The sequence below is a fragment of the Pseudomonas tumuqii genome, assembly GCF_013184545.1.
Classification (GTDB): domain Bacteria; phylum Pseudomonadota; class Gammaproteobacteria; order Pseudomonadales; family Pseudomonadaceae; genus Aquipseudomonas; species Aquipseudomonas tumuqii.
This window is the reverse complement of record NZ_JAAOJA010000003.1, coordinates 161750-184333: the sequence shown is the minus strand read 5'-3', so window position 1 is coordinate 184333 and position 22584 is coordinate 161750. Positions and strand designations below refer to the sequence as shown.

Below are 22584 nucleotides of genomic sequence, written 5' to 3'. Positions count from 1 at the left end.
ATTCTGCTGGCAGCAGGTCAATTTGTGGGCGCCTAACCCATCCTACGGTCTTGATCCTTGAGCACACAGTTTGCTGCTCGACAGCGCAGCGTCGAAGACGGGGCGGGGTCTCTTACGGGGATCGCGGTGTTCTTCTGGGAGGGGACTTGTGCGCGAATATGTGACGGGCCTGCCAAAGCACCGAGGGTGGACAAGCTCCGCGTTGTCCACCCCGCGCCAGACGCAATCCCGGACGGCTAACGCTTATGCGAACAGCCCCAATGTGTGCAGGAACACCACCAGAATGCCTACCGGTGTGACCCAGCGCAGCAGCTGCCACCACAGTTTGAACAGCTGCGGCTGACCGATGCCCAAGGCTTCCTGCACGGTCGTGCGGCTCAACGCCCAGCCGGTGAACAGCACCGTCCCCAGCCCGCCGAGCGGCATCATCAGGTTGGTGGTCAGGTAGTCCAGGCTGTCGAAGAAGGTCTTGCCGAACAGGGTGAAGTCCGCCCAGAGGTTGAACGAAAACACCGTGCCCAGACTCAGCAGCCACAGCGCCAGGCCGCTCAACAGCACCGCCTTGAACCTACCGATGGCAAATTTTTCGCCGAGCCAGGCGATGGTCGGCTCGCTCAGCGAGATCGCCGATGTCAGCGCGGCCAGCGCCAGCATGATGAAGAATAGCCCGCCGACCACCTGGCCGAACGGCATCTGGCCGAAGGCGATCGGCAGGGTGACGAAGATCAACCCGGGCCCTGCTCCCGGCTCCAGGCCGTTGGCGAATACCAGCGGGAAGATCGCCAGCCCGGCGAGCAAGGCCACCGCGGTGTCGGCCAGGGCCACCATCAATGAGGTCTGGACGATGGAAATGCCGGCCGGCAGGTAGGAGCCGTAGACCATCATCGCGCCGCTGGCCAGGCTGAGGGTGAAGAAGGCGTGCCCCAGGGCTACCAGCACGCCCTGGGTGCTGAGCTTGCTGAAGTCGGCGTCGAACAGGAAGTGCGCGGCCTCGAGGAAATGCCCGGTGGTGGCGGCATAGCCCACCAGGATCAGCAGCAGCACGAACAGCCCCGGCATCATGAAGCGCAGTGCGCGCTCCAGGCCTTCGCGTACGCCCAGGGCGACGATGCCCAGGGTCAGCAGCAACACCAGGGTGGCGTAACCGGCCAGCTTCCAGGGATCGCCGAGCATGGCGCCGAACAATGCACCGCTGCTCTCGCCGTCCAACCCGGCGAAACTGCCTATGGCCGCCGCCGGCGCATAGGCCAAGGCCCAGCCGGCCACCACCGCGTAGAAGCTGAGGATGAGGAACCCGGTGAGCACCGCCAGCGTGCCCAGCCAGCGCCAATGGCGACTGGCACCCGCCTTGCGGGCCACGGCGGCGAAGGCGCCCTCGGGGTTGGCGCGACCACGGCGGCCGATCATCACCTCGGCCATCAACAGCGGAATGCCGATGGCCAGGATACAGGCCAGGTAGACCAGGACGAAGGCACCGCCGCCGTTCTGCCCGGTGATATAGGGGAATTTCCAGATATTGCCCAGGCCCACCGCCGAACCGGTGGCGGCGAGGAAGAATACCCAGCGCGACGACCACAGGCCGCGCGCCGCTGCACTGCTGATGGGGCCGGCACTGGCGCCGGCGACGATGCTGTCTTGACTCATTGGGGCTTGCCCTCTTGTTGTTGTGGTGGAAATACGGAAAACCTTGTTCGTGCCGTTAGCGGTCTCTTGCGTAGGGCGGGTTAGCCGCGAAGCGGCGTAACCCGCCGAAGCTGGTGCGCGCGGCCTAGGCGGCCCCGCGCACCCTACGGGGTCAGCGCCCGGCGTGCAGACGCTCCTGGGCCATGCGGTCGGCGACCGCCGTGGTAGTGCTGCCCTCGCGCTCGGCGCGCTGGAAAATCTCCGCCAGGGTGGTGCCGATACCTTCGATATGCGCCTTGAGTTCGGCCGTGCTGCCGCCATTGCGCTCGTAGCAGACATCGATGATGCCGCCGGCATTGATCGCGTAATCCGGGGCATACAGGCAGCCACGCCGGCGCAGCTCCTCGGCCAGCCCGGCATCGGCCAGCTGGTTGTTGGCCGCACCGGCGATCACCGGCGCGCGCAGGGCTTCGAGGGTCTGCGGATTGATGATGGCGCCCATGGCGCAGGGGGCGAACACGTCCACCTCGAGGCCGTAGATGTCGTTCTGGCCAACGGCCGTGGCGCCCAGTTGCTCCACCGCGCGGCGCACGTTGGCTTCGACTATGTCGGTCACCCACAGCTCGGCGCCGGCCTCCTTGAGCTGCTGCGCCAGGCCGAAACCGACCTGGCCGACACCCTGGATCGCCACCCGCAGGCCCTTGAGATCGTCACGCCCGAGGCGCTGTTTGACCGCTGCCTGCAGACCGATAAACACTCCATAAGCCGTCGAGGGCGACGGATCGCCATTGCGCATGCCGCCGCCAAAGGCCTCGCGCTGTCCGGCGCCGGCGACATGGCGGGTGCGTTCGGCCATGATCTGCATTTCCGCCACCCCGGTACCGGAGTCGGCGGCGGTGATGTAGCGCCCACCCAGGCTGTCGACGAAATCGCCCATGGCCTGGAACAACGCCTCGCTCTTGCCGGTGTGCGGGTTGCCGATGATCACCGCCTTGCCGCCGCCGAGCGGCAGCCTGGCCAGCGCCGACTTGTAGCTCATGCCGCGCGACAGGCGCAGCACATCGCGCAGCGCTTCCTCGTCGGAGGCATAGGGCCACATGCGGCAACCGCCGAGGGCTGGGCCGAGGTTGCGGTTATGGATGGCGATGATGGCCTTCAGGCCGCTGGCCTGGTCGTGGCCATAGACCACCTGTTCGTGGTGATCGAATTCGATATGGGAAAACACGGACATGGGGATTCCTTGGGAAGTTCTTGTTTGGAGGATCGGGGGCTTCGCATCGACCTGTAGGAGCCGGCTTGCTGGCGATCCGCCGGCATGGATTGGATGCCAATGATCGCCAGCAAGCTGGCTCCTACATTACAAAGCGCGCATCAGGCCGCCGGTTCGAACAACTGCACCGCCTGGATCTCGCTGACCAGCAGGCGCGCCTTGAGTTGGCGCTCCTGCTCGCGCACGTTGACCAGGCTCTGCTCCTTGACGTGACCATAACCGCGGATCTGTTCCGGCAGTTCGGCCAGCGCCACGGCGCTGCGGTAGTTGCCGGCATTCAGCTGCTTGAGCAGGTAATCGACGCTGCGCTCGTAGTCCTCGATCAGCTGCAGCTCCAACTTGCGTTCGGCGCTGTAGCCGAACGGGTCGAGCGGCGTGCCTCGGAGGGCCTTAAACTTGGCCAGCAGGCCGAAGGCCTTGAGCATCCAGGGGCCGAACTGGCGCTTGCGCGGCTGGCCGGTCTTGGCGTCGGGCTTGCTCAGCCAGGACGGTGCCAGGTGGAACTGCAGGCGGTAGTCGCCCTGGAACTGCGCCTCTAGCTGCTGGATAAAGCGACCGTCGCTGTACAGCCGGGCCACCTCATACTCATCCTTGTAGGCCAGCAGCTTGGCGTAGTAACGCGCCACCGCTCGGCTCAGCGCCTGATCGGCGCCCTTGTCGGCCAGGCGCACGCGCTGCACCAACGCGCGGTAGCGCTCGGCATAGGCGGCGTTCTGGTAGGCCGTGAGGAAATCGGTGCGGAACTGGACGATCTCGTCCAGGCTTTCGCAACGCGGCGCCTCGACCACCTTGGGGCTGGCCAGCTTCTCCACCGCGGCGCTATCGTGCGCCGCGCGGCGACCCCAGAGGAACGCCTGCTGGTTGAGCTGCACGGCCACACCGTTGAGTTCGATGGCCTTGGCGATGGCTTCGGCCGAAACCGGCACCAGGCCTTTCTGGTAGGCAAACCCAAGCATGAACAAGTTGCTGGCGATGCTGTCGCCGAGCAGGCGCGTGGCCAGGCGGGTGGCGTCGACGAAGTGGGTCTTGCCCGCGCCGACTGCCTCGATCAGCGCCTCGCGCATGGCCGCACCCGGCACCTGGGCATCCGGGTTGCGGGTGAATTCGGCAGTCGCCGCCTCATGGCTGTTGATTACCGCGTGGGCGATCCGGTCATTGAGCTTGGCCAGGGCTTCCTCGCTGGCCGCGACCACCAGGTCGCAACCCAGCAGCAGGTCGGTCTCGCCGGCGGCGATGCGCACGGCAAAGATATCGTCCTGCTTGGCGGCGACGCGGATATGGGTGATTACCGGGCCGAACTTCTGCGCCAGGCCGGCCTGATCCAGCACGCTGCAACCCTTGCCCTCGAGATGCGCAGCCATGCCCAGCAGGGCGCCGACCGTGGTCACGCCGCTGCCGCCGACACCCGGCAGCAGAATGTTCCAGGGCCGCTGCAGCGACGGTTGACGCGGCTCCGGCAAGGCGATGAACAGCGCACTCAGGCCCACCGCTTCCGGCTTGCGCAGACTGCCGCCGTGCACGGTGACGAAGCTCGGGCAGAAGCCCTCGACGCAGCTGAAATCCTTGTTGCAGGAGTTCTGGTCGATCTCGCGCTTGCGCCCCAGTTCGGTCTCCAGTGGCAGCACCGACAGGCAGTTGGACTTGACGCTGCAATCGCCACAGCCCTCGCACACCGCCGGGTTGATGAAGGCACGCTTGGCCGGATCGACCAGCTTGCCGCGCTTGCGCCGACGGCGCTTCTCGGTGGCGCAGGTCTGGTCATAGATGATCACCGAGGTGCCCTTGAATTCGCGCAGCTCGCGCTGCACCGCGTCCAGATCGTTGCGGTGATGGAAGCTCACGATGGGCGCGAAGCCGGCCCGGCTCGGGTATTTGTCCGGCTCGTCGCTGACCAGGGCGATGCGCTTGACACCCTCGGCGAACACCTGCTGGCTGAGCTGATCGACGCGCAATTCGCCGTCGATCGGCTGGCCGCCGGTCATGGCCACCGCGTCGTTGTAGAGGATCTTGTAGGTGATGTTGACCCCGGCCGCCACCGCCGCGCGCAGGGCCAGTTGGCCGGAGTGGAAGTAGGTGCCGTCGCCGAGGTTCTGGAAGATGTGCGCGGTGTCGGTGAACGGCGCCTGGCCGATCCAGGTCGCGCCCTCGCCGCCCATCTGGGTGAAGGTGTCGGTGTTGCGGTCCATCCACTGGGTCATGTAGTGGCAACCGATACCGCCCTGGGCGCGGCTGCCTTCCGGCAGTTTGGTCGAGGTGTTGTGCGGGCAGCCGGAGCAGAAATGCGGGGTGCGCAGCGTGGTGTGTTTGGGCGCCGCCAGGGAAGCTTCCTTGGCGGCGAGAAAGGCCAGGCGCTCGTCGATACTGGCGCTGCTGTAGATCGGCGCCAGGCGCTTGGCGATGGCGCGGGCGATCATCGCCGGGGTCAGTTCGGACAGGTTCGGCAGCAGCGAGACGCCGGTCTCGTCGAACTCGCCGACCACCCGCGGACGCTTGCCCACCGGCCAGTTGTACAGCTGGCCGGTCAGTTGGTCCTCGATGATGCTGCGCTTCTCCTCGACCACCAGGATTTCGTCCAGCCCCTCGGCGAACTCGTGCACCGACACCGGCTCCAGCGGCCAGCTCATGCCGACCTTGAGCACGCGCAGGCCGACCTGGGCGCACAGCGCCTCGTCCAGACCGAGGTCTTCCAGGGCCTGGCGCACGTCCAGGTAGGACTTGCCGGTGGTGACGATGCCCAGGCGCGGATTGGGCGAATCGAGCATCACCCGATTGAGCTTGTTGGCGCGGGCGAAGGCGCGGGCGGCATAGATCTTGTAGGTGTTGAGGCGCTGTTCCTGGGCCAGGGGGGGATCCGGCCAACGGATATACACGCCGTCCTCCGGCAATTCGAAGTCCTCGGGAATCTTCACCTGGATACGCAGCGGGTCGACCTCCACCACCGCCGAGGAGTCGACGTTCTCGGCGATGGTCTTCAGCGCCACCCAGCAACCACTGTAACGCGACAGTTCCCAACCGATGATGCCGTAGTCGAGGATTTCCTGGACGTTGGCCGGATTGAGCACCGGGATCGAAGCGGCGATAAACGCGTGCTCGCTCTGGTTGGCGATGCTCGAGGACTTGCAACCATGGTCGTCGCCGGCCAGCAGCAACACGCCGCCATGCTCGGAGACGCCGGCCGAGTTGCCGTGCTTGAACACGTCGCCGCAGCGGTCGACGCCCGGGCCCTTGCCGTACCACATGGCGAATACGCCGTCGTAGCGCGCGCCGGGAAACAGGCTGGTCTGCTGGCTGCCCCACACCGAGGTGGCGGCCAACTCTTCATTGACCCCCGGCTGGAAGTGGATGGCGTTTTCCTGGAGGAAACCCTTGGCTTCCCACAAGCTCTTGTCCAGGTTGCCCAGGGGCGAGCCGCGGTAGCCGGAGATAAAACAGGCGGTATTCAGGCCGTGGGCGGCGTCGCGCTGCTTTTGCAGCATCGGCAGGCGGGTCAGCGCCTGGGTGCCGGTGAGGTACAGGTGACCAGTGGCAAGGCGATACTTGTCATCCAGGCGGATCTCGGCCAGAGACATGCGGACGCTCCTTTTATTTTTATGGAGAGCAAGGCTGGCAACGGTGAATGCCAACCGGGTTCTGTTTCGCCCGGGATCACCGGGCTAAACGACTGGCTAAGAATATGACTGAGCGGTACGGAGATTTTATTTCTAATTTCGGGCCAAAAAGCCAATAATACGCATGACTTTTCCAACAATTACAAAAAATTGGGATAAATCATGCAAGAAAAGCTCAATCCTCTCGATCGCAAGATTTTGCGCCTGCTGCAGCACAATGCCGACCTGTCCGCCGCCGAGATCGCGGAAAAGGTCGAACTGTCGCAATCGCCCTGCTGGCGGCGGATTCATCGCATGCAGGAAGAAGGCCTGATCGAGCGCAAGGTCGCCTTGCTCAACCCCAAGTTACTGGGCCTGAGCATGACCGTGTTCGTCGACATCAAGCTGTCGGCCCATGGCCGCAAGAATCTGGAGGAGTTCGAACAGGCAGTGGTCGGCTATCCGGAAGTGCTGGAGTGCTACACCATGGCCGGCGGCTCGGACTACCTGCTCAAGGTGGTGGCCAAGGACATCGCCGGTTACGAGCGCTTCCTGCGCGACCACCTGCTGCAACGCCCGCATGTGCAGGAGGCGCACTCCAATATCGCCATGAGTGAAGTCAAGCGCACCACCGAATTGCCGCTGGATTGAGGCGCAGCTCACTCCGGAGGCGCTCCGTCCGGAGGCAAAGGCAGGCAGAACCGGCGCCCAGCAGAGTCAGACACAGGCGCGACTGGCTCCGATCAGGAGCAACAGATTATCCACCGTGCGTTCGAAATCGCTGGAGTTGTCCAGCACATGCAGACCCTCGGCGGCGGCCACGGCGACGCTGTCGAACAGCGCATTGCGGGCCAAACGCTGCTCGATCTGCTCGGGCGTTTCACGGCCACGGGCGAGCAGGCGCTCGCGCAACACCTCGAGATCCACCGTCAGCAACACCCCGATCAGCCATGGATAGCGCTGGCGCGCCTGACTCAGGTAGGCCCGCGAACCATTGACCAGCACATCTTGCCCAGCCGCCAGCCACTCATCGATCTGCCCGGGAATGCCATAGGCCAGGCCGTTGGCACGCCAGCTCAGGGCGAAGGCGCCCTCGCCCTCCATCCGCTCGAACTCGTCCGCGGAAACGCCTATGGCCGCCTCGCCCACCGCCTCGGCGGAACGGGTGATGACCCGCTGCACGATGCGGCAGCCCCGCGCCGCCAACCGCTCGCGCGCCGCATTCAACAGGCTGTCCTTGCCCGAACCCGAAGGTCCCATCAGATAGATCAACCTGCCGCCCATCACAACACCCTTTTCGCTTGTCGCCAGACTTGCAGGATTAGCACCTGACCTTCATGCACCCGCGCGCTTAGCGGATCGGCAGGCAGGCCAACGCGGATTTCGCCCGGAGCAGATCATAGCCGTCGTCCTCATCGACCAGCAGCCAGACGGCCTGTAACAGGCTGGCCGAATAATAGTCACGGGAGAGAATACCCAGCCGGTCATATTGAGCCAATTCGGCGGCTATTTTACCCGAGCGGGAATCACCAAGGACGCTATTCGGTGCCCCATCAGCACCTTGCAACCCGGCTCGTGGCTGGCTCTGAGCGCCGCCGGGGTAGTCCAGCATTCGGCGCTGGACTTCGACGCCCGCGTACAGGCCAGGGTCGTAGCGTCGCAACCGGCCAGTTCCACGTCGCGAACATGACGCACTGCTCTGCTGCGCCACTGGACACGCCAGCGCCGCATACGCCCCAGACCGCCGAGCAGGATGTTTTGCACTACGCTTAGCTAAACAGCCAGATTGAACGCTGGCAGATGTAGTCAATATCAGCGCACAGGTGCTGCACGCGGCCATTCAAATGTGCCCGCACTGGGCGGTCGAGCACCCGGATGCCGCCACCCGCCGTGCTGGTCACAGGCGGCTAGTCCAGCCAGGTGGATTTAACGGCTGGACGGCTCGAGGTCGCCGCTTGCTGCTGAGCAATACAGGCGAATCCTCTGGCGGCCCTGCTAACGAGCCATGACGCGTGGGCGACTGCCGTTTAATTTTTATATCGGGCAAATAAATGCCGGTCTTTTGCCCAACAACTCGCATTTCTGACAACCGGTGCTGGCAATGAGCCTTTATACCCAACACAATGCGACACGTAATTGGCGTCAAATATTTGTGTAGACTGCGAAGCCTTATCGATACAAATAACGATTCTGAGTGAACAGCTCGTGCTAAAGACGGTCAAACCAGTGACAATCACGTGGCTCACTGCCAGCATCGCTTCCCTGAACTAATCGGTTAAATGTATGCGCCCAATGAAACAGGCTATTTATTCCAGCCGCACGGCTGACAAATTCGTCGTTCGCTTGCCCGATGGCATGCGCGAGCGCATCGCAGATGTCGCGCGCAATCATCATCGCAGCATGAACTCGGAAATCATCGCCCGCCTGGAGCAGAGCATGCTTCAGGAAAGCGGCCTGGGTGATGAACTCAACGTCAGCCTGGATAGTCCCGAACTGTCCTTGCACGAACGCGAGTTGCTGCAGCGTTTCCGCCAACTGTCACGCCGTCAACAGAATGCCCTGGTGGCACTGATCGCCCATGACGCCGAGATGGCCGCTGAAGAAGCGTAAGTTGCGACGATAAAAAACCGGCCCTGGCCGGTTTTTTTTGTTGGCCAAAGAAAAGCCGCCCTGAACAGGCGGCTTTTCTTGGCTTACAGCATCTAACCGTGCCTGCTAGCCAACGAAGTTGAGCAACACACCGGCCGCTACTGCCGAGCCGATCACTCCGGCCACGTTGGGGCCCATGGCGTGCATCAGCAGGAAGTTCTGCGGATTGGCTTCCAGACCGACCTTGTTCGATACCCGCGCCGCCATCGGCACTGCCGATACCCCGGCCGAGCCGATCAACGGATTGATTTTGTTCTTGCTGAACATGTTCATCGCCTTGGCCATCAACACGCCAGCGGCAGTACCGCCACAGAAGGCGATCATGCCCAGCAGCAGAATGCCGAGAGTCTTCAATTGCAGGAATGACTCGGCAGAAAGCTTGGAACCCACGGTCAATCCCAGACAAATGGTCACGATGTTGATCAACGCATTACGCGAAGTATCGGCCAGACGCTCGACCGAGCCCGCCTCACGCAACAAGTTGCCAAAGGCGAACATGCCCACCAATGGCGCAGCGTCCGGCAGGAGTATGCCCACCAACAGACAAAGCACCAGCGGGAACACAATCTTCTCGACCTGGCTGACATGCCGCAACTGCTGCATGACGATCGCACGCTCTTCCTTGGTCGTCAGCGCACGCATGATGGGCGGCTGAATCAGCGGAACCAGAGCCATGTATGAATATGCGGCAACCGCAATCGGCCCGAGCAAATGAGGCGCCAGTTTGGCCGTCACAAAGATCGAGGTCGGACCATCGGCACCACCAATGATCGCGATAGAAGCCGCCTCACGCAGGGTGAATTCCATGCCAGGAATCCCCAGGGAGGCAATGGCCAACGCGCCGATCAAGGTGGCAAAAATACCGAACTGTGCCGCCGCACCCAGGAACAAGGTCTTCGGATTGGCCAGCATCGGCCCGAAGTCGGTCATTGCGCCGACCCCCATGAAGATCAACAGCGGAAACACACTGGTCGGCAAGCCGACTTCATAGAACAGGTGCAAGATCCCGGAGCCTTCAGCCATACCGGCCACGGGAATGTTGGCCAGCAGGCCACCAAACCCGATCGGGATCAGCAACAACGGCTCGAAGCCTTTCTTGATCGCCAGGTAGATCAACCCCAGGCAGACTGCAATCATCAAGGCCTGACCGGGCTCCAGATGATACAGGCCCGTGCTTTGCCAAAGTTTGAGAAGCTTTTCCATTAAATGCCCCTCAACCGATGGTCAACAGGCTTTCGCCTACCGCCACCGCATCGCCCACCTTGACGTTAACCGCACCGACGGTGCCGGCCTTGAACGCACGAATCTCGGTTTCCATCTTCATCGCTTCAAGAATGATCACCAGCTGCCCTTCTTCGACCGTAGCCCCCGGCTGCACCATAACCTTGAAGATATTGCCAGCCAGAGGCGCCGACTGCGGATCGCCAGCACCGATAGATACTGGAGCAGCAGCGGCCGTGACAGCGGCGCCACCGACAGGCTTGAGGCCTTCGATGTCGCCACCTTCGTTGACCTGGACCACAAAGGACTTGCCGTTGACTTCCACGGTGTAGACCTCGGGCTTGCCAGCTTCACGCGCCGGCAATTCGTTACCGGTCGGTGCCGGCTCGAAGGCCGCCGGATTGCCGCGATTTTCCAGAAACTTCAGGCCGATTTGCGGAAACAGGGCATAAGTCAGTACGTCGTCGATTTCCTCTTTGGCCAGTTTGATGCCCTTCTCCTGGGCGATGCCCTTGAGTTCGGCGGTCAGCTTGTCCATTTCCGCAGTGAGCATGTCCGCTGGGCGACAGGTGATGGCTTCGGCGCCATCCAGCACCCGCGCCTGCAGCTCTTTATTGAAGGGGGCCGGCGCTGCGCCGTATTCGCCCTTCAACACACCGGCGGTTTCCTTGGTGATCGACTTGTAGCGCTCACCGGTCAGTACGTTGATCACCGCCTGGGTGCCAACGATCTGCGAAGTCGGGGTCACCAGCGGGATAAAGCCCAGATCCTCGCGCACCCGCGGAATCTCGGCCAACACTTCATCGAACTTATCTTGGGCGCCCTGCTCTTTTAGCTGGCTCTCCATATTGGTCAGCATGCCGCCCGGCACCTGGGCCACCAGGATGCGCGAATCGACACCCTTGAGGGTGCCTTCGAACTTGGCATACTTCTTCCGTACTTCGCGGAAGTAGGCGGCGATTTCTTCGAGCAGCAACAGATCCAGGCCGGTATCGCGTTCGGAACCCTGGAAGATCGCCACCACCGACTCGGTCGGCGAGTGGCCGTAGGTCATCGACAGCGAGGAAATTGCCGTGTCGACGTTGTCGATACCGGCTTCCACCGCCTTGACGATGGCCGCGGTCGACAGACCGGCCGTGGCATGGCACTGCATGTGAATCGGGATCGACAGGCTGGCTTTCAACCGCGTCACCAGCTCGAAGGCGATGTACGGATTGAGAATGCCGGCCATATCCTTGATCGCGATCGAGTCGGCACCCATGTCTTCGATCTGCTTGGCCAGGTCGACCCACATTTCCAGGGTGTGCACCGGGCTGGTGGTATAGGAAATCGTGCCCTGGGCATGCTTGCCCAGCTGCTTGACCGCCCGCAGTGCAGTCTGCAGGTTGCGCGGATCATTCATCGCGTCGAACACGCGGAACACATCGACACCATTGACCGCCGCACGCTCGACAAATTTTTCCACCACGTCATCGGCGTAATGCCGATAGCCGAGCAGGTTCTGCCCACGCAAGAGCATCTGCTGACGGGTATTGGGCATAGCCTGCTTCAGCGCGCGGATACGCTCCCAGGGGTCTTCGCCCAGATAGCGAATGCAGGCATCGAAAGTAGCACCACCCCAGGACTCAACCGACCAGAAGCCAACCTGATCGAGCTTCGGCGCGATCGGCAACATGTCTTCAAGACGCACCCGGGTCGCCAGAATGGATTGATGCGCGTCGCGCAGAACCACATCGGTGATACCGAGTGCATTTTTCGTAGCGGTCATACGGAAACTCCCTGACAAACCAGAATCAGCCGCGGCGCGCGCGGTGTTGATGAAGGGCCAACTGAATGGCAGCAAGAACGTCTGGCCCAGGCCCCTGGCCCACTGACTTGACCGAAGCCGGTGCACTGGCCTCACGTGCATGCTGGGCTGGCGCGAAACGCTCGATCACACGGGCCATCAGGCGGATGCAGAGAATCAATAGAGCCAGAAAGAAAAATACTGCACCCATGCCCATCAGCATGAGCTCGACACCCTCAAGCAGGAGTTGGCTGGAGGTCATGTTGACTCCTTATCGGCGCGACTCGGCAGTCGCATATTCTTGGATGGAGGGGTACCCGAAAACTGCCGGGCAAAGCTGGCGCACCTTAGCTTGAAACGGTTGTTTGAGCAAACCCCAGGCTGCATTTGGCGACAAATATGGACAAAAAAGCGCCATGCATTCACCGCATAAATAAGCGCACCCCGCTACAGCAGGAACACCGTGGCCAGTCCGAGGAAGATAAAGAAGCCGCCACTATCGGTCACCGCGGTAATCATCACACTGGCCCCCATCGCCGGATCGCGCCCTATGCGCACCAGGGTCATGGGAATCAGCACCCCCATCAAGGCCGCAAGCAGCAGGTTGAGGGTCATGGCCCCGGTCATCACCACGCCCAGCGACCAGCTGTCGTAAAGCGTATAAGCCACCACACCAATCACCCCACCCCAGACCAGGCCATTGATCAAGGCAACGCTCAACTCCTTGCGAATCAGCCGCGCGGTATTGCCAGTACTGACCTGATCCAGCGCCATGGCGCGCACGATCATGGTAATGGTCTGATTGCCCGAGTTACCGCCGATACCGGCAACGATCGGCATCAAGGCAGCCAACGCCACCAGCTTCTCGATAGAGCCCTCGAACAGGCCGATGACCCGCGAGGCAATGAACGCCGTAATCAGGTTGAGGGCCAGCCAGGCCCAACGGTTGCGCAGCGACTTCCAGACCGAGGCGAAGATGTCTTCCTCCTCGCGCAGACCGGCCATGTTCAGCACTTCGCTTTCACTTTCTTCACGAATCAGATCGACCATCTCGTCGATGGTCAGACGGCCAATCAGCTTGCCGTTCTTGTCGACCACCGGCGTTGAGATCAGGTCGTAACGCTCGAACGCCTGGGCAGCATCGTAGGCATCCTCGTCCGGATGAAAACTCACCGGATCGGTGGCCATGACTTCGCTGACCAGCTTGTCCGGATCGTTGACCAGCAAGCGCTTGACCGGCAGCACGCCCTTGAGCACGCCGTCGTAATCGACCACGAACAACTTGTCGGTATGCCCCGGCAGCTCCTTGAGGCGCCGCAGGTAGCGCAACACCACTTCCAGGCTGACGTCTTCGCGGATGGTGACCATCTCGAAGTCCATCAGCGCGCCGACCTGGTCCTCTTCATAGGACAACGCCGAGCGCACCCGCTCACGCTGCTGCGCATCGAGGGTTTCCATCAACTCGTGGACGACATCGCGCGGCAGCTCGGAGGCCAGGTCCGCCAGTTCGTCGGCGTCCATTTCCTTGGCCGCCGCGAGGATCTCGTGATCGTCCATGTCGGCGAGCAGCGTTTCGCGCACCGCATCGGATACTTCGAGGAGGATATCGCCGTCGCGCTCGGCCTTGACCAGTTGCCAGATGGTCAGACGCTCGTCCAACGGCAGTGCTTCGAGGATATGGGCGACGTCGGCGGAGTGCAGCTCATCGAGCTTGCGCTGCAGCTCGGCCAGGTTCTGCCGGTGCACCAGGTTCTCTACCCGGTCGTGATGCAGGCCTTCCTGACGATGCGTCAGGTCTTCGACCAGCTTATGCCGATGCAGCAACTCGACCACCTGGGCAAGGCGGTCCTGCAGGCTTTCTTGCGGCTTCTTGGCTTCTACTTCAGTCATGGCACGCTCCACCCCCAGCGGCGGCGCACGCCAAAGAGGGTCAATCAATCAGTACGCGATTGCACAATCGAGATTCAGAGTAACTACTGGGTAAGTCCATGGTGGTGGTCCACAAGCCCCGGCGGGGCTGACGGGCAAAATGATAACACCGCCCGACGGCTTTGCACGTTACAAAAAGCAGGCTAGAACAAGCCTTTGCAGCACAAACTTCAGCGTTTCTTAACAACCTGTAGTTGCGACGCCGGAGACGCCGCACAAGGCACCACTGGCAAAGCCGATCCGAGCGACTAGGCTTGCCAGACGACCGTCAAGGAGGACGTCACTATGCATGGACTGCGTCGCGCAGCTTTCTGCGCCATTCTGTTGTGCCCACCCCCACTTCTGGCCTCAACCGTGTTCCGCTGCGAAGACGCCAGCGGCCACGTCACCTTCACCCTGCAAGGCTGCCCCGCCGAACAGGCGCAATACCTGCAGGATGCCTACAACGCGACCCCTGGCAGCGGCAAACCCACCCCACTGGCCAAATCAAGCAAACCATCACGCGGCAAGGCCGCGAAAAAGACCGGCGCGCTGGTGGTGGTCGGTGAGCAGGAGGATGGTTGCGGCAATCTGGTTACCGGCAGCGAGCGCCGCACAGCCATTATCAAACAGCAGATACGTAGCGGCATGAACCGTAGCGACGTGGAAAGCAGCCTGGGCACACCAGACAGGATCAGCAGCCAGAACGGCCAGACGCGCTATCACTACCGCGACAATCAAGGCAACAACCGCCAGGTCAGCTTCGATGAAACCGGCTGCGTCAAAGGCAAGCGCTAGCTGCCTGTCGGATGTGCCACTGATACCGACAACCGCCCACCCCAGCGCGGCATCCGCAGTCTGCAGGGCGTGCAATGCGCACCAGAATCGAAGCTGATCGACGAGCGAGCCAAAGCAAGACCGGAACCAAGGAAAGCCCCGAACAAAACGCCAGGCAAAGAAAAAGGGCCTGCATCGCTGCAGGCCCTTCTATTTGGTGCACTCAGGAGGATTCGAACCTCCGACCGCTCGGTTCGTAGCCGAGTACTCTATCCAGCTGAGCTATGAGTGCAAGTGGCGCTTTTTAACCAGATCACCGCTGGTTTGAAACACGACCCGCTTCGCTGCCGATCATCTTCAATATGGTGCACTCAGGAGGATTCGAACCTCCGACCGCTCGGTTCGTAGCCGAGTACTCTATCCAGCTGAGCTATGAGTGCACTGTCCGGGCGCATTATAGGGATTCAAATTTTTCAATCAAGCTTAAATCAGATTAATTTCAACAACTTACTGATCAAGCAGGAATAAAACCCTATAACACTTAATAATGGCGGAGAAGGGGGGATTCGAACCCCCGACACCCTTTTGAGATGTACTCCCTTAGCAGGGGAGCGCCTTCGGCCACTCGGCCACCTCTCCGCAACACGGGGCGCATGATACCCATCTTTGCCCCGCTTGCAAAGCCAAAAATTAGATAAAAATTAGTGGCTTGGTTCTTCGTCTTTCTCTTTCTGGATGCGCTGGTAAATCTCCTCACGGTGCACGGCTACTTCCTTCGGCGCGTTAACGCCAATGCGCACCTGATTGCCCTTAACGCCCAACACGGTGACAGTGACCTCGTCACCCACCATCAGGGTCTCACCGACCCGGCGAGTTAGAATCAGCATTCCTTTCTCCTCACGGATTTAAATCCAATACAACAGTCTGCAAAAAAGAAAATGGTGGCAGCCCCCGTGAATCTCAAGCGAGGCCTTCACCCAAGTATTGACTAGTGTGGGCAGAAAGAAAGTCCATCCACGCCAACCAAAAAGACAAAAGGCGCGCAATACTGCGCGCCTTTCGGGCAATGCCTCAGTCGCCCTGTCGGGCCGGGGCATCCAATTCGAAGGCCGTGTGCAAAGCACGCACCGCCAACTCCAGATATTTCTCCTCAATCACCACGGACACCTTGATTTCCGAGGTGGAGATCATCTGGATATTGATATTTTCCTTGGCCAGGGCCTCGAACATGCGGCTGGCAACCCCTGCATGGGAGCGCATGCCGACGCCGACGATCGACACCTTGGCAATCTTGATGTCGCCAATCACTTCGCGGGCGCCCAGCTCACGCGCGGTATTTTCCAATACCTGCTGCGCGGCCTGATAATCGTTGCGGTGCACGGTGAAGGTGAAATCGGTGGTGTTATCGTGCGCCACGTTCTGCACGATCATGTCGACTTCGATATTGGCGGCACTGACAGGGCCGAGAATCTTGAACGCCACGCCCGGGATGTCCGGTACGCCACGGATAGTCAGCTTGGCTTCGTCGCGGTTGAAAGCGATGCCGGAGATGATCGGCTGTTCCATGGATTCCTCTTCATCAAGGGTAATGAGGGTGCCCGGACCCTCTTTGAAGCTGTGCAATACGCGCAGCGGGACGTTGTACTTGCCGGCGAATTCCACCGAGCGGATTTGCAGCACCTTGGAACCCAGGCTGGCCATTTCCAGCATTTCTTCGAAGGTGATCTTCTCCAGGCGCCGAGCCTGGGGCACCACACGCGGGTCGGTGGTGTAGACACCATCGACGTCCGTGTAGATCTGGCACTCGTCGGCCTTCAGCGCCGCCGCCAGGGCCACGCCCGTGGTGTCGGAGCCACCACGCCCGAGCGTGGTGATATTGCCGTGCTCGTCCACCCCCTGGAAACCGGCGACCACCACCACACGACCGGCCTTGAGGTCGGCACGCAGCTTCTGATCGTCGATCTGCAGGATACGCGCCTTGTTGTGCGCGCTGTCGGTGAGAATCCGCACCTGGTTGCCGGTGTAGGACACCGCCGGCACACCACGACGAATCAGCGCCATGGTCAACAGGGCAATGGTCACCTGCTCACCGGTGGACAACATCACGTCGAGTTCACGCGGCACCGGCTGATCATCGCTCGCCTGCCTGGCCAGCTCGATCAACCGATTGGTTTCACCGCTCATGGCGGAAACCACGACCACAATGTCATCGCCGTTTTCGCGGAACTTCTTCACCTTCTCGGCCACCTGCTGAATCCGCTCAACAGTGCCGACGGAGGTGCCGCCAAATTTCTGTACGATCAAAGCCATTTCAAAGCCGCCTCAGCCCGTGAAGGGCGCCCATTAAACATTCAACTCAATATGCTGCCAAGGGCTACCGGGCGTTTTCCGGGCCTTGGGCTCGACGCCTACAGACCTTGCTCGGCAAAGCTTGCGGCCAGCGCCAAGGCGCCACCCAGCGCGCCGGCATCGGTGCCGCCGCCCTGCGCCATATCCGGACGACCACCGCCCTTGCCGCCGACGGCCGCTGCAGCCTGCTTCATCAGCTCGCCGGCCTTGAGTTTGCCGGTCAGGTCCTGGGTCACGCCGGCCACCAGCACGACCTTGTCGTCCTGCACGCCGCCGAGCAGGATCACCGCGCTGCCGAGCTTGTTCTTCAACTGGTCGACCATGGCCAGCATGGCTTTGCCATCCAGGCCGTCGACCCGCGCACTGAGCACCTTGATGCCTTTGACGTCGACGGCAGAGCCGGCCAGATCATTGCCGGCCGCACTGGCGGCCTTGGCCTTGAACTGCTCCAGCTCCTTCTCCAGCTGACGATTGCGCTCCAACATGGCAATCAGCTTGTCCAGCAGGTTGTCGCGGCTGCCCTTGACCAGCGCGGCGGCCTCTTTCAGCTGCTCTTCGGCTGCATTCAGGTAGGCGAAGGCTGCCGCACCGGTGACCGCTTCGATACGCCGCACACCCGCCGCCACACCGCCCTCGCTGGTGATCTTGAACAGGCCGATGTCGCCGGTACGGGACACGTGAGTGCCGCCACAGAGTTCGACGGAGAAGTCACCGCCCATGCTCAGCACGCGCACCCGATCGCCGTATTTCTCGCCAAACAGCGCCATGGCGCCTTTTTGCTTGGCGGTTTCGATATCGGTCTCGAGGGTTTCCACGGCGCTGTTGTTGCGCACCTGGGTGTTGACGATATCCTCCAGGGCCTTCAGTTGCTCCGGCGTGATCGCCGCGAAGTGACTGAAGTCGAAACGCAGACGCTGGCTATCGACCAGCGAGCCTTTCTGCTGCACGTGCTCGCCGAGCACCTGACGCAACGCGGCGTGCAGCAGGTGCGTCGCCGAATGGTTGAGCGCGGTGGCCTGGCGCACGCCGGCTTCGACTTCGGCCTTGATCGAGGCGCCCACGCTCAAACTGCCCTTGGCGACCACGCCGTGGTGCAGGAAAGCACCGCCGGCCTTGGTGGTGTCGCGCACATCGAAGCGCACGCCGGCACCTTCGAGGAAACCGCAGTCACCGACCTGGCCACCGGATTCGGCATAGAACGGTGTCTGGTCGAGGACCACCACACCCTCCTCGCCTTCGCTCAGGGTATCGACCGCCTGGCCGCCCTGGAACAGCGCGATGATCGCACCGCTGCCGCTGGTGCCGGTGTAACCGAGGAAACGTGTGTCGCTGTCGACCTTGACCAGGGCGTTGTAATCCATACCAAAGGCGCTGGCGGAACGGGCGCGCTCGCGCTGGGCCTGCATTTCGCGCTCGAAGCCGCTCTCGTCCAGGGTCAGGCCACGCTCGCGGGCGATATCGGCCGTCAGGTCGTAGGGAAAACCATAGGTGTCATACAGTTTGAACACCGTCTCGCCGGGGATCAGCTTGCCCTTGAGCCCGACCAGATCCTGCTCGAGAATCCTCAGGCCCTGCTCCAGGGTCTTGGCGAACTGTTCTTCTTCGGTTTGCAGCACGCGCTCGATGTGCGCCTGCTGCTGCTTCAGTTCCGGGAAGGCTTCGCCCATCTCGGCCACCAGGGCGGCGACGATCCGATAGAAGAAGCTACCCGTGGCGCCCAGCTTGTTACCGTGGCGGCAGGCGCGCCGGACGATCCGGCGCAGCACATAGCCGCGGCCTTCGTTGGACGGGGTGACGCCGTCGGCGATCAGGAAGCTGCAGGAGCGGATATGGTCGGCCACCACTTTCAGCGAGGCCTGGCCCTCGTTGGCGCAGCCGATGGCCTTGGCCGAGGCATCCAGCAGGCTCTGGAACAGGTCGATCTCGTAGTTCGAGTTGACGTGTTGCAGCACCGCACTGATGCGTTCCAGGCCCATGCCGGTGTCCACGCTCGGCGCCGGCAGCGGGTGCAGCACGCCGTCCGCGGTGCGGTTGAACTGCATGAACACGTTGTTCCAGATCTCGATGTAGCGATCGCCGTCTTCTTCCGGCGAACCAGGCGGACCGCCCCAGATGTGCTCGCCATGATCGAAGAAGATCTCGGTACACGGGCCGCACGGGCCGGTATCGCCCATGGTCCAGAAGTTGTCGGAGGCATAAGGCGCGCCCTTGTTGTCGCCGATGCGGATCATCCGCTCGGCCGGCACGCCGATTTCCTTGTTCCAGATGTCGTAGGCTTCGTCGTCGTCGGCGTAGACGGTGACCCAGAGCTTGTCCTTGGGCAGGTTCAGCCAGCGCTCACTGGTCAGGAACTCCCAGGCGAAGTGGATGGCATCGCGCTTGAAGTAATCGCCGAAGCTGAAGTTACCGAGCATCTCGAAGAAGGTGTGGTGACGCGCGGTGTAGCCGACGTTTTCCAGGTCGTTGTGCTTGCCGCCGGCACGCACGCACTTCTGGCTGGTCGCGGCACGGGTGTAGGCGCGTTTTTCCAGGCCGAGGAAGCAGTCCTTGAACTGGTTCATCCCGGCGTTGGTGAACAGCAGGGTCGGGTCGTTGCCCGGAATCAGGGAGCTGGAAGCGACACGGGTGTGCCCCTTCTCTTCGAAGAAGCTGAGGAAAGCTTCACGGATTTCAGCGCTTTTCATAGGATCATCCACGGAAACAGGCGGCCACGGCAAAGCCGGCAAAGGGCCGCATTATATCGGCCCTTTAGCATCGGTACAGCGTGTTTATCAATAGATAGCGGCTATTACCCTTCTCGCCACTCAAGGGCAGCGCCAAACACGGCGCTGAGCAAGGCTGCATTTCAGCTGCGGGGGTAACCCAGCATTGCCCGGCGACAGGCCGGCTACTCGCTTAGGCGTTGCCCGACAGCTTGAGCCGCGCCGCCTGGGTGAAATCCAGCATGCGCTTGAGCGGTTTGATCGCCTTGGGAATCAGCGCGGGATCGACGAAGATCTCGTTGCTGCCTTCACGCAGGCTCTGCAGGGTGCGCTGCAGGGTGTTCATCGCCATCCATGGGCAGTGCGCACAACTGCGGCAGGCGGCGCCGTTACCGGCGGTCGGCGCCTCGATGAATTCCTTGTCCGGACACAGCTGCTGCATCTTGTAGAAGATGCCGCGGTCGGTGGCGACGATAAAGGTCTTGTTCGGCAGCCGCTGGGCCGCCGCGATCAGTTGGCTGGTCGAGCCGACTGCATCGGCCAGGTCGATCACCGCCGTCGGCGACTCCGGATGCACCAGCACCGCGGCGTCCGGGTACAGGGCCTTCATGTCCTCGAGCTGCTTGGCCTTGAACTCCTCGTGGACGATGCAGGCGCCGTCCCACAGCAGCATGTCGGCACCGGTCTTGTTCTGGATGTAACGCCCCAGGTGCTGGTCCGGCGCCCAGATGATGCTTTCGCCGTTGTCCATCAGGTGCTCGACGATCTCCACCGCGCAACTGGAGGTCACCACCCAGTCGGCACGCGCCTTCACCGCCGCCGAGGTATTGGCATACACCACCACGGTGCGCTGCGGGTGCTGGTCGCAGAACGCGGCGAACTCCTCCACCGGGCAGCCCAGATCCAGCGAACAGGTCGCCTCCAGGGTCGGCATCAGCACGCGCTTTTCCGGATTGAGGATCTTCGCCGTCTCGCCCATGAACTTGACCCCGGCCACCAGCACGGTCTGCGCCGGGTGCTGATTGCCGAAGCGGGCCATTTCCAGGGAGTCGGAGACGCAACCGCCGGTCTCTTCGGCCAAGGCCTGCAGCACCGGGTCGCAGTAATAGTGGGCAACCAGCACCGCATTCTGCTTTTTCAGCTCGGCGGCAATCTCGGCGCGGTAGAAGGCCTCCTGCTCGGGCGTCAGCGGCTTGGGCTGCTTGGCGTCCAGATGAGCCTGGACCAGGAGGCGTTCGGAAATCTGCGTCATGTCATCAGGCCCTGTACAGGTCGATCAGCGGGAACTCGAGTATACCCGCCAGTTTGACTACACGAGAGCAGGTTGGGCAGGCATACGGGGAGAAAAGCGCGCGGCAACAAAGAAAGTCCTGCGCCCTTCTAGAGCCGCAAGATTTTCATAATAGTTTGATCTTAAAAGACTTTGCAAATACGCCCGCAGGCGTTGCCCTGGTATCCGCAGCGAACACCCAGCACAGGCCACGGACGAATCCCAGACTGCGCCGAGGGTGTCACTGCCGAAGGAAATCCACTACCGCCCGGGTGAATGCCGCGCCCGCCTCGACATTGGACAGGTGCGCGGCATGCAACTCGACCAGCTGCGCGCCGGCGATCTGCTGCTGCATGAAGCGGCCATGCTCGGGGGTGGTCACCGCATCGGCAGTGCCGCAGACGATCAGGGTCGGCAGCTTGATCGCAGCCAGTTGCTGGCGAAAATCGGCATCGCGCACCGCCGCGCAGTTGCCGGCGTAACCCTGGGCCGAGGTGGCTGCCAGCATCGCGGTAATGCGGTTGGCCTGCGCAGGCTCGGCCGCGGCGAACTCGGGGGTGAACCAGCGCGCAATGGATGCATCGCGCAGGTCGCTCATGGCCTGCTGGCCGCCTTGCAGCACGCTGTCGATGCGGCTATTCCACACTTCGTCGTTGGCAATCCTGGCCGCAGTGTTGCACAGCACCAGCTTGTGCAGACGCGCGCCGGCATTGATGCCCAGCCACTGGCCGATCAGGCCGCCCATGGACAGGCCACAGAATGATGCCTGGCGGATATCCAGGTGATCGAGCAGGGCCAGCACATCGCGACCCAGTTGCTCGATGCTGTAGAAGCCCGCACTGACCTGCGACTGGCCGTGGCCGCGGGTGTCGTAGCGCAGCACCCGGAAATGCGCGGTAAAGGCCGGCATCTGCGTGTCCCACATGCCCAGGTCGGTGCCCAGGGAATTGCTCAGCAGCAGCACCGGCGCGTCAGCCGGGCCTTCGAGTTGGTAATTCAGGTCGCCATCGGCGAGGTGGACAACAGGCACGGCAAAACTCCTTCAAATAAATAGGACTCGATGTTCGGCCAGGACGCTTGCGCCCCAGCGGCAAAGCCCGCTGCCATGGGCTCACACCGGGTCATTGCTGACAATGCTCTTGTAGCTCGATGGGTATCGCTGCGCTCAACACCATCCTACGGGGCTGCAGCGGCTCTTGTGGCTCTTGTAGGATGCGGTTGAGCGCAGCGATACCCATCACAATCGAAAGCCGGCTCACACCAGGATCATGGCGGCAATTGCTGCTGGCAGATGGCCTGGCGGTGACTCATCAAACCCCGTTGGCTATCGCTGCGCTCAGCCTGGGCGGTCCCACCTAGGCGCCCCCATCCTACCGGGTGCCGGTCAGGACAGGCATGTCCCATCGCCGTTCGCGGCTGGAGCCACGCCCGCAAGCGGGTCG

The 22584-nt window shown here is 62.1% G+C and carries 17 protein-coding genes and 3 tRNA genes; 3 read left to right on the top strand and 17 right to left on the bottom strand.

What is annotated here, in order from left to right:
• Positions 1 to 243 precede the first annotated feature (243 nt).
• The 3 genes from G9C89_RS07330 to G9C89_RS07320 all read right to left on the bottom strand — a co-directional run bounded on the left by G9C89_RS07330 (position 244) and on the right by G9C89_RS07320 (position 6462).
• The gene (locus G9C89_RS07330) at positions 244 to 1644 is read right to left on the bottom strand and encodes a sodium-dependent transporter (protein WP_172146879.1); all 1401 of its coding nucleotides are present in this window, start codon (positions 1642 to 1644) and stop codon (positions 244 to 246) included.
• 151 nt (positions 1645 to 1795) lie between these two features.
• A complete protein-coding gene (locus G9C89_RS07325; protein WP_172146877.1) occupies positions 1796 to 2854 on the bottom strand; it encodes a Glu/Leu/Phe/Val dehydrogenase in 1059 nt (352 codons plus the stop codon).
• Between the two features lie 140 nt (positions 2855 to 2994).
• On the bottom strand, positions 2995 to 6462 hold the full coding sequence (locus G9C89_RS07320; RefSeq protein ID WP_172146874.1) for an indolepyruvate ferredoxin oxidoreductase family protein: 3468 nt from the start codon (positions 6460 to 6462) through the stop codon (positions 2995 to 2997).
• Positions 6463 to 6663: 201 nt separating this feature from the next.
• Between G9C89_RS07320 and G9C89_RS07315 the strand changes: the two genes are divergently transcribed.
• On the top strand, positions 6664 to 7131 hold the full coding sequence (locus G9C89_RS07315; protein WP_172146871.1) for an Lrp/AsnC family transcriptional regulator: 468 nt from the start codon (positions 6664 to 6666) through the stop codon (positions 7129 to 7131).
• 66 nt (positions 7132 to 7197) lie between these two features.
• Here the strand turns inward: G9C89_RS07315 and phnN are convergent, their stop codons facing one another.
• Complete coding sequence (gene phnN, locus G9C89_RS07310; RefSeq protein ID WP_172146868.1) at positions 7198 to 7764, bottom strand: phosphonate metabolism protein/1,5-bisphosphokinase (PRPP-forming) PhnN; 567 nt, start codon at positions 7762 to 7764, stop codon at positions 7198 to 7200.
• Positions 7765 to 7831: 67 nt separating this feature from the next.
• Positions 7832 to 8143: a hypothetical protein gene (locus G9C89_RS07305; RefSeq protein WP_172146866.1), complete on the bottom strand. Its 312-nt coding sequence runs from the start codon at positions 8141 to 8143 to the stop codon at positions 7832 to 7834.
• A 620-nt stretch (positions 8144 to 8763) separates the two neighbouring features.
• On the opposite strand from G9C89_RS07305, the gene G9C89_RS07300 reads away from it, so the two are divergent.
• A complete protein-coding gene (locus tag G9C89_RS07300; RefSeq protein ID WP_090499517.1) occupies positions 8764 to 9090 on the top strand; it encodes an Arc family DNA-binding protein in 327 nt (108 codons plus the stop codon).
• 105 nt (positions 9091 to 9195) lie between these two features.
• Here G9C89_RS07300 and G9C89_RS07295 read toward each other — a convergent pair whose 3' ends face one another.
• The 4 genes from G9C89_RS07295 to mgtE form a co-directional block, all read right to left on the bottom strand.
• Positions 9196 to 10332 carry a sodium ion-translocating decarboxylase subunit beta gene (locus tag G9C89_RS07295; RefSeq protein ID WP_172146864.1) on the bottom strand — a complete coding sequence of 379 codons (1137 nt, stop codon included), beginning with the start codon at positions 10330 to 10332 and terminating at the stop codon, positions 9196 to 9198.
• Positions 10333 to 10342: 10 nt separating this feature from the next.
• Positions 10343 to 12118, bottom strand: coding sequence for a sodium-extruding oxaloacetate decarboxylase subunit alpha (gene oadA, locus G9C89_RS07290; RefSeq protein WP_172146862.1), 1776 nt, complete (start codon positions 12116 to 12118; stop codon positions 10343 to 10345).
• A 25-nt stretch (positions 12119 to 12143) separates the two neighbouring features.
• Positions 12144 to 12398 (bottom strand): OadG family protein, encoded by a 255-nt coding sequence (locus G9C89_RS07285; protein ID WP_172146860.1) that lies wholly within the window; start codon positions 12396 to 12398, stop codon positions 12144 to 12146.
• A 185-nt stretch (positions 12399 to 12583) separates the two neighbouring features.
• On the bottom strand, positions 12584 to 14026 hold the full coding sequence (gene mgtE, locus G9C89_RS07280) for a magnesium transporter (protein WP_172146858.1): 1443 nt from the start codon (positions 14024 to 14026) through the stop codon (positions 12584 to 12586).
• A 324-nt stretch (positions 14027 to 14350) separates the two neighbouring features.
• Here mgtE and G9C89_RS07275 point away from each other — a divergent pair, with 324 nt between their 5' ends.
• Positions 14351 to 14842, top strand: coding sequence for a DUF4124 domain-containing protein (locus G9C89_RS07275; protein WP_172146856.1), 492 nt, complete (start codon positions 14351 to 14353; stop codon positions 14840 to 14842).
• Positions 14843 to 15036: 194 nt separating this feature from the next.
• Here G9C89_RS07275 and G9C89_RS07270 read toward each other — a convergent pair.
• From G9C89_RS07270 to pcaD, 8 genes are all read right to left on the bottom strand, one after another.
• A tRNA-Arg gene (locus tag G9C89_RS07270) sits at positions 15037 to 15113 on the bottom strand.
• Between the two features lie 71 nt (positions 15114 to 15184).
• Positions 15185 to 15261, bottom strand: a tRNA-Arg gene (locus tag G9C89_RS07265).
• A gap of 108 nt (positions 15262 to 15369) precedes the next feature.
• Positions 15370 to 15460: transfer RNA gene (locus tag G9C89_RS07260), tRNA-Ser, on the bottom strand.
• A gap of 62 nt (positions 15461 to 15522) precedes the next feature.
• Positions 15523 to 15708, bottom strand: a complete 186-nt coding sequence (gene csrA, locus G9C89_RS07255) for a carbon storage regulator CsrA (protein WP_010490393.1) — start codon at positions 15706 to 15708, stop codon at positions 15523 to 15525.
• Between the two features lie 184 nt (positions 15709 to 15892).
• Positions 15893 to 17131: an aspartate kinase gene (locus G9C89_RS07250; protein ID WP_172146853.1), complete on the bottom strand. Its 1239-nt coding sequence runs from the start codon at positions 17129 to 17131 to the stop codon at positions 15893 to 15895.
• 98 nt (positions 17132 to 17229) lie between these two features.
• A complete protein-coding gene (gene alaS, locus G9C89_RS07245) occupies positions 17230 to 19854 on the bottom strand; it encodes an alanine--tRNA ligase (RefSeq protein ID WP_172146850.1) in 2625 nt (874 codons plus the stop codon).
• Positions 19855 to 20065: 211 nt separating this feature from the next.
• Complete coding sequence (gene nadA / locus G9C89_RS07240) at positions 20066 to 21124, bottom strand: quinolinate synthase NadA (RefSeq protein ID WP_172146847.1); 1059 nt, start codon at positions 21122 to 21124, stop codon at positions 20066 to 20068.
• Positions 21125 to 21383: 259 nt separating this feature from the next.
• Complete coding sequence (pcaD, locus tag G9C89_RS07235; protein WP_172146844.1) at positions 21384 to 22172, bottom strand: 3-oxoadipate enol-lactonase; 789 nt, start codon at positions 22170 to 22172, stop codon at positions 21384 to 21386.
• Positions 22173 to 22584 lie beyond the last annotated feature (412 nt).

Coding starts and splice junctions, on each gene's coding strand:
- G9C89_RS07300 (WP_090499517.1), top strand. CDS start 8,764: ATGCGCCCAATGAAACAGGCTATTTATTCCAGCCGCACGGCTGACAAA.
- G9C89_RS07315 (WP_172146871.1), top strand. CDS start 6,664: ATGCAAGAAAAGCTCAATCCTCTCGATCGCAAGATTTTGCGCCTGCTG.
- mgtE (WP_172146858.1), bottom strand. CDS start 14,026: ATGACTGAAGTAGAAGCCAAGAAGCCGCAAGAAAGCCTGCAGGACCGC.
- G9C89_RS07250 (WP_172146853.1), bottom strand. CDS start 17,131: ATGGCTTTGATCGTACAGAAATTTGGCGGCACCTCCGTCGGCACTGTT.
- G9C89_RS07325 (WP_172146877.1), bottom strand. CDS start 2,854: ATGTCCGTGTTTTCCCATATCGAATTCGATCACCACGAACAGGTGGTC.
- G9C89_RS07330 (WP_172146879.1), bottom strand. CDS start 1,644: ATGAGTCAAGACAGCATCGTCGCCGGCGCCAGTGCCGGCCCCATCAGC.
- csrA (WP_010490393.1), bottom strand. CDS start 15,708: ATGCTGATTCTAACTCGCCGGGTCGGTGAGACCCTGATGGTGGGTGAC.
- G9C89_RS07295 (WP_172146864.1), bottom strand. CDS start 10,332: ATGGAAAAGCTTCTCAAACTTTGGCAAAGCACGGGCCTGTATCATCTG.
- oadA (WP_172146862.1), bottom strand. CDS start 12,118: ATGACCGCTACGAAAAATGCACTCGGTATCACCGATGTGGTTCTGCGC.
- nadA (WP_172146847.1), bottom strand. CDS start 21,124: ATGACGCAGATTTCCGAACGCCTCCTGGTCCAGGCTCATCTGGACGCC.
- alaS (WP_172146850.1), bottom strand. CDS start 19,854: ATGAAAAGCGCTGAAATCCGTGAAGCTTTCCTCAGCTTCTTCGAAGAG.
- phnN (WP_172146868.1), bottom strand. CDS start 7,764: ATGGGCGGCAGGTTGATCTATCTGATGGGACCTTCGGGTTCGGGCAAG.
- G9C89_RS07320 (WP_172146874.1), bottom strand. CDS start 6,462: ATGTCTCTGGCCGAGATCCGCCTGGATGACAAGTATCGCCTTGCCACT.
- G9C89_RS07285 (WP_172146860.1), bottom strand. CDS start 12,398: ATGACCTCCAGCCAACTCCTGCTTGAGGGTGTCGAGCTCATGCTGATG.
- G9C89_RS07275 (WP_172146856.1), top strand. CDS start 14,351: ATGCATGGACTGCGTCGCGCAGCTTTCTGCGCCATTCTGTTGTGCCCA.